At 70.6% G+C, this 7,175-nt stretch carries 8 protein-coding genes; 6 read left to right on the plus strand and 2 right to left on the minus strand.

All coding sequences use genetic code 11. The features are described 5' to 3' along the window. Positions 1 to 77: 77 nt before the first annotated feature. From ACFWRV_RS13940 to ACFWRV_RS13955, 4 genes are all read left to right on the plus strand, one after another. On the plus strand, positions 78 to 1,100 hold the full coding sequence (locus ACFWRV_RS13940; RefSeq protein WP_384333249.1) for an ABC transporter ATP-binding protein: 1,023 nt from the start codon (positions 78 to 80) through the stop codon (positions 1,098 to 1,100). A gap of 5 nt (positions 1,101 to 1,105) precedes the next feature. Further along, on the plus strand, positions 1,106 to 1,885 hold the full coding sequence (locus tag ACFWRV_RS13945; protein ID WP_384333252.1) for an ABC transporter permease subunit: 780 nt from the start codon (positions 1,106 to 1,108) through the stop codon (positions 1,883 to 1,885). Positions 1,886 to 2,024: 139 nt separating this feature from the next. Further along, positions 2,025 to 3,179 (plus strand): ABC transporter ATP-binding protein, encoded by a 1,155-nt coding sequence (locus tag ACFWRV_RS13950; protein ID WP_384333255.1) that lies wholly within the window; start codon positions 2,025 to 2,027, stop codon positions 3,177 to 3,179. After that, entirely contained in the window at positions 3,176 to 4,024 is an 849-nt protein-coding gene (locus ACFWRV_RS13955; RefSeq protein WP_384333258.1) for an ABC transporter permease, read from the plus strand. The genes ACFWRV_RS13950 and ACFWRV_RS13955 overlap by 4 nt, the downstream gene beginning before the upstream one ends. Positions 4,025 to 4,040: 16 nt before the next feature. Here ACFWRV_RS13955 and ACFWRV_RS13960 read toward each other — a convergent pair whose 3' ends face one another. Then, on the minus strand, positions 4,041 to 4,370 hold the full coding sequence (locus tag ACFWRV_RS13960) for an ATP/GTP-binding protein (RefSeq protein ID WP_384333261.1): 330 nt from the start codon (positions 4,368 to 4,370) through the stop codon (positions 4,041 to 4,043). A 212-nt stretch (positions 4,371 to 4,582) separates the two neighbouring features. Here ACFWRV_RS13960 and ACFWRV_RS13965 point away from each other — a divergent pair, with 212 nt between their 5' ends. Then, positions 4,583 to 5,632 (plus strand): LLM class flavin-dependent oxidoreductase, encoded by a 1,050-nt coding sequence (locus ACFWRV_RS13965; protein WP_384333264.1) that lies wholly within the window; start codon positions 4,583 to 4,585, stop codon positions 5,630 to 5,632. A gap of 118 nt (positions 5,633 to 5,750) precedes the next feature. Here the strand turns inward: ACFWRV_RS13965 and ACFWRV_RS13970 are convergent, their stop codons facing one another. Continuing rightward, positions 5,751 to 6,143, minus strand: a complete 393-nt coding sequence (locus ACFWRV_RS13970; protein ID WP_030580963.1) for an SCO5389 family protein — start codon at positions 6,141 to 6,143, stop codon at positions 5,751 to 5,753. Positions 6,144 to 6,417: 274 nt separating this feature from the next. Here ACFWRV_RS13970 and nucS point away from each other — a divergent pair, with 274 nt between their 5' ends. Then, on the plus strand, positions 6,418 to 7,089 hold the full coding sequence (nucS, locus tag ACFWRV_RS13975; protein ID WP_030579851.1) for an endonuclease NucS: 672 nt from the start codon (positions 6,418 to 6,420) through the stop codon (positions 7,087 to 7,089). The last annotated feature ends 86 nt before the right edge of the window (positions 7,090 to 7,175 follow it).

Genomic DNA, 7,175 nt, shown 5'->3' on the forward strand with positions numbered 1-7,175 from the left:
TACCCGCCGTACCCCCGTGTGCGCCCGGTTCCGCCTTTGTGGTGGCGCCGGGCGCTCGGGCGTTCTAGCGTGTGCGCATGATCGAGCTCGAGGGACTCACCAAACGGTTCGGCAGCAAGATCGCCGTCGATCATCTGTCGTTTCAGGTCAGGCCGGGCATCGTGACCGGCTTTCTCGGTCCGAACGGGGCGGGCAAGTCCACCACGATGCGGATGATGCTCGATCTCGACCACGCGACCAGCGGTACGGTGCGCATCGACGGCAAGCACTACCGCGAACTCCAGGAACCTCTGAAGTACATCGGGGCGCTCCTCGACGCCAAGGCGATGCACGGCGGTCGTAGCGCGTACAACAACCTGCTGTGCCTGGCGCAGAGCAATCGCATCCCGAGCAGCCGGGTCGACGAGGTGCTCGACATGGTCGGGCTGAGCGCGGTGGCGAAGAAGAAGTCCAAGGGCTTCTCCCTCGGCATGGGCCAGCGGCTCGGCATCGCGTCCGCGTTGCTGGGCGATCCCGAGATCCTGATGTTCGACGAGCCGGTCAACGGACTGGACCCCGAGGGCATCCACTGGATCCGCAATCTGATGAAGGCGCTCGCCTCGGAGGGCCGGACGATCTTCGTCTCGTCCCACCTGATGAGCGAAATGGCGCTGACCGCCGACCATTTGATCGTGATCGGCCAGGGCAAGCTGCTCGCCGACACCTCGATGGCGGACTTCATCCACGAGAACTCCCGCAGTTACACGCGGCTGCGCTCCCCGCAACAGGAACAGCTGCGCGACGTGCTGCACCAGGAGGGCTTCACCCCCGTCGAGACGGCGGGCGGCGTCCTGGAGATCGACGGCGCCACGACCGAGGAGCTGGGCGAGCTGGCGGCCCGGCACCAGGTGGTGCTGCACGAGCTGAGTCCCCAGCGGGCCTCGCTGGAGGAGGCGTTCATGCAGATGACCGCCGGTTCGGTGGAGTACCACGCCCACTCGGAGCGGGATCCGGCGGCCGAACCACCCGCGGTGGGGGCCGGCTGGGGCGAGACCTGGAACAAGCCCGCCGCCACCGACAGCACCGACGGCACTGACGGCACCGACGGCAAGGGGGCGTGACGACCATGGCATCGGTACCCGCGGTTCTCACCTCGGAATGGACCAAGATCCGGTCGGTCTCCTCGACCACCTGGACCCTCTTCTGCGCGTTCGCCGTCACGGTCGTGATGGGCGCGGCGCTGAGCGCCCTGCTGAACGCCACGTTCGACGACCTCTCCGAGGCCGAGCAGGCCACGTTCGACCCGACCTTCGTCAGCTTCTCCGGGACCATTCTCGGCCAGCTCGCGATGGTCGTGTTCGGCGTGCTCGTGGTCGGCACGGAGTACAGCTCCGGCATGATCCGCACCTCGCTGGCGGCGGTGCCCCAGCGCGCGACCTTCCTCCTCAGCAAGATCACGGTGGCCGGTGTGCTGGCCCTCGTCGTCGGGCTGCTCACCAGCTTCGTCACGTTCTTCCTCGGCCAGGCCATGCTCGGCGACCGGGGCACCGACCTGGGCGCGGAGAACGTGCTGCGGGCGGTCGTCGGCGGCGGGCTCTACATGGGGCTGATCGCGATCTTCTCCATGGGGGTGGCCGCGATGCTGCGCAGCTCCATGCTGTCGCTCGGCATCCTGATGCCGTTCTTCTTCCTGGTCTCGCAGATCCTCGCGGCGGTGCCGGGGGCCAAGGACGTCGCCCAGTACTTCCCCGACCAGGCCGGGTCGAAGATCATGCAGGTCGTTCCGGAGGCGATGAACACCGATCCGGCTCCTTACGGGCCCTGGGCCGGGCTCGGGATCATGGTGCTGTGGGTGCTGGCCGCGCTGCTCGGCGGCTTCCTGGTCCTGAAGAAGCGGGACGCCTAGGGTCCGTGACGGCCCGGTCGCGGGCTGTGCGCAACTTGGCCGGAACCGTCAGTGCCTGGTTATCCTCCTAACTCTTACGGGGGTGCGCGGCCGGGTGGCCCGAGCCCCGAACGACAGAGTGAGTCGATGGGGCTGGAGAATGATCGAGGCAGTCGGCCTGACCAAGCGCTACGGTGCGAAGACGGCCGTGGACGACCTTTCCTTCCAGGTGCGGCCCGGAGCCGTCACCGGATTCCTCGGTCCCAACGGGTCGGGCAAGTCCACGACCATGCGCATGATCCTCGGCCTGGACCGCCCCACCGCGGGTCACGTCACCATCGGCGGCCACCCCTACCGCAGCCTGCCGAACGCACCGCGCCAGGTCGGCGCGCTGCTGGACGCCAAGGGCGTGCACGGCGGCCGCAGCGCACGCAACCACCTGCTGTCCCTGGCCCAGCTGGCCGGTATCCCGGCGGCCCGGGTCGACGAGGTGCTGGGCGTCGTCGGCCTGAGGGACGTCGCCAAACGGCGCTCCAGCGGCTTCTCGCTCGGCATGGGACAGCGGCTCGGGATCGCGGCGGCTCTCCTCGGCGACCCGCAGGTGCTCCTGTTCGACGAGCCGGTCAACGGTCTCGACCCGGAGGGCATCCACTGGGTCCGCAATCTGATGAAGTCGCTGGCCGCCGAGGGGCGCACGGTCTTCGTCTCGTCCCACCTGATGAGCGAGATGGCCCTGACCGCCGACCATCTGATCGTGATCGGGCGCGGCCGGCTGCTCTCCGACATGAGCGTCACCGACTTCATCTCCGCCAACTCCGCCGACTTCGCCCGGGTCCGGGTGCCCGAGGGCGGCCCCGAGGACCGGCAGAAGCTGACGGCCACGCTCATCGAGGCGGGCGGCCGGGTGCTGTCGGAGCCGGGCGGGGCCCTGCGGGTCACCGGGCTGCCGCTGCCGAGGATCAGCGACCTGGCCCACAAGTGCGACGTACGGCTCTGGGAGCTGTCCCCCCACCAGGCGTCCCTGGAGGAGGCGTACATGCGCCTCACGCAGGGCCTGGTGGACTACCGCTCGACGGACGACGCCAAGGCGGGGCTCGCGGAGCCCGTGCCCCTGGACCCGTACGGGAATCCCCTCGGCGGCCACGCCGATCTGCCCGTCGAGCCGGTGGAGGTGCCGCAGGAGGGCTGGTACGCCCCGCCGCCGCCCGGTCCACGCCCCGCCCCGGCCGCCACGCCCACGCCCATGCCGGCCCCCGCCGCAGAGCCCTCTTCCGCCATCCCGGGCGGAGAGCAGACGAGCAAGGACCCGAGATGACGACGCCGGCCACCCCGCAGGACCGCCGGCAGGCGCCGGAAGCCGACCTGCTGGGCTCCTACGAGTCGCCGATCCCGATCCGGCCCGCCACCCTCGGTGACGCGGTCGCCTCGGAGTGGACCAAGATCCGTTCCGTACGCGCCACGGTATGGACGCTCGGCGTGATGGTGGTGCTGATGCTGACGATCGGGATCGGCACCGCGTTGCTGCTGGCGATGAACGACGGCAACCTCGCGGGCGAGCCGGCCCTGGCCCTCGGCTTCTTCGGGGTGCTGCTGGGCTCGATCTGCGTGATCACGCTCGGGGTGCTGACCATCGGCTCCGAGTACGGCACCGGCATGATCCGTACGACGCTGACGGCGTGCCCGAGCCGGGCGCGGGTGCTCACGGCGAAGGCGATCGTCTTCTTCTCGCTGGCCTTCGTCGTCACGACGGTGACCGCCGCGGTGGTGGCGGGGCTCCAGACCCTGATCCTGGACGGCGCCCCCGCCTCGGTCGGCGATTGGCTGCGCGGCACGGTCGGGGTCGGGCTCTACGTCGCGTCCCTCGGCCTGCTGTCGCTCGGGATCGGCGCGATCGTGCGGCACTCGGCGGGCGCGATCACCATCATGATCGGCGTGGTGCTGCTGCCGCTGGTCCTCGCGATGTTCATGTTCGCCGAAGACCTGCGGGGCCTCCAGCGCTTCCTGGTCGACTACTCGATCCCCAACCAGTTCGGCGCGCTGTACGGCACCACGATGACCGGTACCGGCCCGACCGGCTGGGAGCCGCTGCCGCTGATGCTGGGCCTGGCCGTCCTGGTCATGGCCGGGGCGGTCTCGATACTGAACCACCGCGACGTCTGAGGAGCGGGGCGCGCCCTCAGTGGCGCGGCGCGTTCCGGGACCGCTGCACCCTGGTGGTGCGGCGGTCCTTCGCGTTCCAGCAGGCCTTGTGCCAGTGTCTGCGGTCGTCGATGCCGCCGAACTCGGGCCACGTCACCAGGTGCGGGACCCCGGAGGGGATCTCCTGGTCGCAGCCGGGGCAGCGGTACCTCTTGCCCTGGGCGCTCGCGCCGCTGACCGGGCGCACCGACCACTCCTCGCCCTGCCAGCTCTCGGTGGCCCCTCCCCCGCCGTACCTGCCGGGCGCCGGGCCGGGGCGTTCGTCGGGACTCTCGCCGCCACGGGGGCGGTTACGGCGCGGGGACACAGGACACCTCACGGGGGCGGATCGGGCACGGTCCGCCCAAGCCTAGAGCCTGGCGTTCGGGGCAACCGTCGGACAGTCGGGCGGCCCGGCACGGCACTGGGGTGAGTTAGCGGAAAATCGCAACAACTTCCCGCTGGACCGTGCCTTTGGCACGTGTCAGACGTTGTTGCCAGTGGGGGAGAAACGCGTCGGCCGCAAGGAGGCAATACGCGATGCGCATCGGAACGTTCGTTCTGGCAGCCCAGTTCCCGGGTCAGGGGCCCGGTGAGGCCCTGCACCGGGCCGTCCGGTCCACCGAGGCCGCGGAGGAGAGCGGGCTCGACTCGGTCTGGCTGGCCGAGCACCATTTCGTGCCGTACGGGGTCTGCCCGTCGGCGACGACGCTGGCCGCGCTGCTGCTGGGCCGCACCCGCAGAATCCGGGTCGGCACGGCGGTCAGCGTGCTGCCCAACCACCACCCGGTCGCTCTCGCCGAGCAGGCCGCGCTGCTGCATCTGACCAGCGGCGGACGCTTCTCGCTCGGGGTCGGGCGGGGCGGTCCGTGGGTGGACCTGGAAGTCTTCGGCGGCGGTCTCGACGCGTACGAGAACGGCTTCCCCGAGGCGCTGGGCCTGGTGCTCGACTGGCTGCGGGAGCCGCGCGTCGCGGGACGGGGCGAGCGGTTCGGGTTCCGCGAGGTGGCGGTGGTGCCGCGCGCGGACGAGCTGCTGGCGGGTCCGGCGGACACGGGGCCCGGCGCTTCGGGGCCCGAGGTCGTCGTGGCGTGCACCTCGCCGAAGACGGTGCGGCTGGCTGCGCGGCAGGCGCTCCCGATGCTGCTGGGCATGCACTGCGGGGACGAGGAGAAGGCGGAGATGGTCGCCCTGTGGCGTACGGCCGCCCGGGAGGCCGGCCATCCGCCCGAGGTCGTGGAGGGTGCCGGACACGTGTCCGCCGGGGTGGCCCAGATCGCGGACGGCGCCGGGGACGCCACGGAGATGCTGGTGAAGTCGATGCCGGGCTGGCTGCGCCAGGGGCTCGACGCCCATGTCACGGTCGACGGGAGGCACCGCGTGATGCGGGACCCGGTCGCGTACACGGAGCTGTTGTGCGGGCTGCACCCGGTGGGCACGCCGCAGCTGGCCGCCGACCGGCTCGCGGCCACCGCCGAGCGGACCGGGATCACGCGGTTCGCCCTCCTGGTGGAGGGATCGGGCGATCTCGCGGCGACCGAGGAGAACGTCCGGCGGCTGGGCGCCGATGTGCTGCCGCTGCTCACCTGACCTGCGCATGCCGGTATTTCCCTCGGGGACAACGGTGGGACATGTGGTGCGGTGGTACGGGAGCTGCCGCCCCGGAGCCAGTTGCACCTCCCGCGGCCCGGAACGGCAGCAGAAGCGTTCAGCAGTCCCGTAGTTCGGGCGACTGGTTGAGCAACTGGCCCCTCACCGAGGTGAACTTGGCCAGTCGGTCGTCGACCGAGGCGTCCAGCGGGAACACCGCGACGCGGTGGCAGTTCTGGAATGCGAGGCGCACTCCGAAGTGCCGCTGCAGCGCGCCGCGTATCGCATCACTCGCGAGCGCGCGCAGCAGCTGACCACGAGCCTGCTCGTCCGGCGGCGGCGTCTGGTTGTCGGCGAACTGTCCACCGTCGACCTTCAGCTGAGCCACCAGCGAGCTGATCATCTCCCATGCGAAGGGCAGGGAGGTCCGGACGCAGTCGACGAAGTCGGCTTCGTCGACCTCGCCTCGCTCGGCCTGTTCCAACAGCGCCGGTGAGACGTCGAGCGACATGGGTTCTCCTCTCGCGACCCCGGGCAGTGGCCGGGGCCTTACGGGCAGGGAAGGGGGGCGGCGACGACGCAGCGTGCACGGACGGCGACCTCCTGCTTCCACGTTAAGCGCGCAGTCGGGGCCGCACCAGGAGATTGGGAACACAACCGGCCAATAACGAAGGTGCGCAAAGAGGGGCAAGCTCGCTCCGCCGCGATGCGGCGTGCACCGAGTGGCAGGGGCGACGGGTGGGGAAATCGCGTCGAGCCCTTGTCGTCGAGTAGCGTTGCCGACCATGCGTCTCGTCATCGCCCGTTGCTCCGTGGACTACGCGGGCCGGCTCACAGCCCACCTGCCCTCCGCCCCCCGACTGATCCTCGTGAAGGCGGACGGAAGCGTCTCCATCCACGCCGACGACCGGGCGTACAAACCCCTCAACTGGATGTCCCCGCCGTGCACCCTGAAGGAGGGCGCCGACGGCGAGGAGGGCGTCTGGACCGTGGTGAACAAGGCGGGCGAAAAACTGATCATCACGATGGAGGAGGTCCTCCACGACTCGTCGTACGAGCTGGGCGTCGACCCGGGGCTCATCAAGGACGGCGTGGAAGCGCACCTCCAGGAGCTGCTCGCGGACCGGATCGAGATCCTCGGCGAGGGGCACACCCTGATCCGCCGTGAGTACCCCACCGCGATCGGCCCGGTGGACATCCTGTGCCGGGACGCGAACGGGCAGACGGTGGCCGTGGAGCTGAAGCGGCGCGGCGACATCGACGGCGTGGAGCAGCTGACCCGCTATCTGGAGCTGCTGAACCGCGACCCGCATCTCGCGCCGGTGCGGGGCGTCTTCGCCGCGCAGGAGATCAAGCCGCAGGCCCGGGTGCTGGCGACGGACCGCGGCATCGGCTGCCTGGTCCTGGACTACGACGCGATGCGGGGCATCGAGGACGACAAGCTGCGGCTGTTCTGACCGTAGGCGACGAAGCCGGGGGGGGCACGCCGGTGGGTGTGGCGCCCCGCGTTGGTTCCTACCGGGGCCGCGCAGCGCAGATCGCC

The organism is Streptomyces sp. NPDC058576, assembly GCF_042718715.1.
Lineage (GTDB): Bacteria > Actinomycetota > Actinomycetes > Streptomycetales > Streptomycetaceae > Streptomyces.